The sequence below is a fragment of the Actinoplanes sp. NPDC051633 genome (assembly GCF_040681735.1).
Lineage (GTDB): Bacteria > Actinomycetota > Actinomycetes > Mycobacteriales > Micromonosporaceae > Actinoplanes.
The window spans coordinates 1-2633 of the sequence record NZ_JBFAZH010001076.1 but is presented as its reverse complement, the minus strand read 5'-3'; the positions used below and the strand labels follow the sequence as shown (position 1 = coordinate 2633).

2 protein-coding genes are annotated in these 2633 nt (G+C 71.9%); one reads left to right on the top strand and one right to left on the bottom strand.

The window, feature by feature from the left end:
* On the bottom strand, positions 1 to 2118 hold a 2118-nt coding region (locus AB0M20_RS37130), incomplete at its 3' end, for a GDSL-type esterase/lipase family protein (protein ID WP_364305434.1).
* 92 nt (positions 2119 to 2210) lie between these two features.
* Here AB0M20_RS37130 and AB0M20_RS37125 point away from each other — a divergent pair.
* The coding region (locus AB0M20_RS37125; protein WP_364305432.1) for a gamma-glutamyltransferase at positions 2211 to 2633 on the top strand (423 nt) is incomplete at its 3' end.

Genomic DNA, 2633 nt, shown 5'->3' with positions numbered 1-2633 from the left:
CGGTTGATTGGCGGTCGCGTCGCGCTGGTACAGCCAGTAGCCCTCGGCGCCGAAACTGTGCGACCAGAAGACGCGGATGCCCGCGTCGACGGCGGACGCGCCGATCGACCACGGTTCGTCCGGGGTCAGATCGGGCACCGACGCCGGGATCGACCCGAACGTCGCGCCGAGGTTGAACGGCGAGCTCGCCAGGACGTTCGCGAACGCTCTCGCCAGCTTGAACTCGCCCCGGCCGTTCGGGTGCAGGCCGTCGTAGGCGTCCGCCGCCGGGTCGTACCCGTTGTCGATGTCGACCAGCCGCACCGGCGACGCCGCGGTGTTGACCGACGCCAGCGCCGCGCCCAGCCGGCCGTTGTAGTCGGTGATCTTCTGGTTCAGGTCCGGCGCCGCCGGGATCGGCGTGCGGTGCACCACGTTGGCGACCAGGATGCGCAGGTCGCTGCGGGCCGCCCGGGCGTTGGCGATGAGCTGGCGCATATCGGCGATCAGACCGTCCGGATCGGACACGCCCCAGCCGAGGTCGTTGAAGCCGAGTTCCACCAGCAGGTAGTCCGGGCGGAACTGCTGGATCCGCCGGTTGATGTCGTCCTTCGACTGGTGCGCCTGCCGCCCCCAGTGGGCGAAGTGCTCACTGTCGAAGCGAAGGTTGTCGCGATAGGCGGCGTGGAAGTACACCGGCGGACTGACCTGCGGGAAGCCCGCCGGGAGAGCATCCGGCAGCCGGGTCGTGCCGACGTACGGACCGACGAAGTCGACGTCCGCGCCGGCCGACGTGAGGTGGTTCTTCAGCCGGTAGCGCCAGGTGTAGGCGCCCTCGAGACCCTGGCTGATCGAGTCGCCCAGCACCATGATCTTCGGCTTCGCCGGCGGGTCGGTGATCCGGACCCAGAACGCGTCGCCGTCGAAGACCCGGTTCGGCACGTAGAAGCTGGTGTTCAGCGCGTTGCCGTGGTCGCTGTTGTGGGTGGCCGTGACCGCCCTGGCGGTGTACGGGCCACCGCTGGCGGCGCCCTCCCTGGTCGTCTTGAAGGGGTACTCGTCGCAGCTCTGCCCCGGCCCTCTCGGGAACGAGGCCGGGCAGGAGGCCGCGTATTTGTCGTTGATCGTCTGCTCGTCGAAGGTCCGGTGCAGTGGCCGCCCGGAGCCGGGCGCACCCGGCGACCCCTGCCGCTGGGAGTCCTTGATGTGCTGGGACACCTCCCAGAAGTCGTTGTCGTCGTAGTCGAAGGTCGCGGTCGGCGCGAAGGACGGGTACACGCAGCCGGGGAGGTTGTGGAACTTGGTCAGGTAGGTGTCGCAGCGGACCGTCTCGACCGGGTTGGCGGGCGGCGGGCGCTCCAGGTTGTAGAAGGCGGCGGTGGCCGGAATGGCGCCGGGGGCGGTTACCGTCACGTACGCCTCGGTGCGCCCGCCGGCGGACACCCGGTTCGTGCTGCCGCGGATGCTCGACTGCAGGTAGGTCTGGTCCACCGACGCCAGCCCGCCCGCGGTGGGGACCGGCGCCGCGGGGTCACGGGAGAACGCGTAGCAGTCGCCGACGCAGCTGACGTTGACCACGTGCACGGCCTGGGCGCCGGTCTGCCAGAACGCGGTTCTCGACACCACGGTGATGTCGTGCCAGCGGGTGTCACCCGAGGTGGTGGTCGTTATGTACTGCGACAGGTCGTAGTCGGCCCAGCCGATCGTGGCCAGCGTGCGCAGATCCTTCTGAACGGCCCGGAACCCCATCAGCAGGCACGCCTCGCCCCGCCACGCCCACCAGGCGTTCCGGTTGCGGCGGCAGTGCTCCAGCGCCTCGTCGTCGGCGACCAGCTCGGCCATCCTGGCGGACGCCGACCCCTTGCCGGTGCCGGGTTTCGGCGCGGCCTCCGGATCGATGCAGACCGCCGCCTTGTAGCCCGCGGTGATCAGCGCGGCGGCTCGGCTGCGCAGGTCGGCGCAGTTGTCCGCCATCCGCGGAGTTCCGGCCCGGCCGGCGGGCTGCTCGATGCCCGCGGACGCCGGTCGCGGCGCCGGGGCGGCGGCCGGCTCCGGCGCGGCATGGCCCGGCGCCGCCGGAGCAACGACCGCGCTGACCGTTGCCAGTACGGCAACGAAGGCATGGCGAAATCGACTCATCGCGTCCTCATTCCTGGAGTCCCCCGTACGCGTAGCGATGAACGTCGATGCTAGCCGGGTTCCGATCTTCGGTGGGGGCGCATGATGGGCTGATGCCGATGCCGCCGAACTTCCGCTGGGCGCCCTCGCGTGGCCCCGCCGTCGCCTCGCGGGCGATGGTCGCCACCAGCCAGCCATCGGCCACGCTCGCCGGGCTCGAGATCCTCCGCCGGGGCGGGTCGGCCGCGGACGCCGCGATCGCCGCCGCGGCGGTCTGCTGTGTGGCCGAGCCGATGTCGACCGGAATCGGCGGGGACGCCTTCGCCATCGTCTGGGACGGCGACCGGGCCACCGGCCTCGACGCGGCCGGGCCCGCTCCGCGCGACGCCGAGCCGCGGCCCGTGCACGGCAGGGGGCCGCGTTCGGTGACCGTGCCCGGATCCGTCGCCGGCTGGGCCGCCCTCAGCGAACGCCACGGACGGCTCGGACTCGACGCCTGCCTGCGGCCCGCGATCGACCTGGCCGACGGCGGCGTC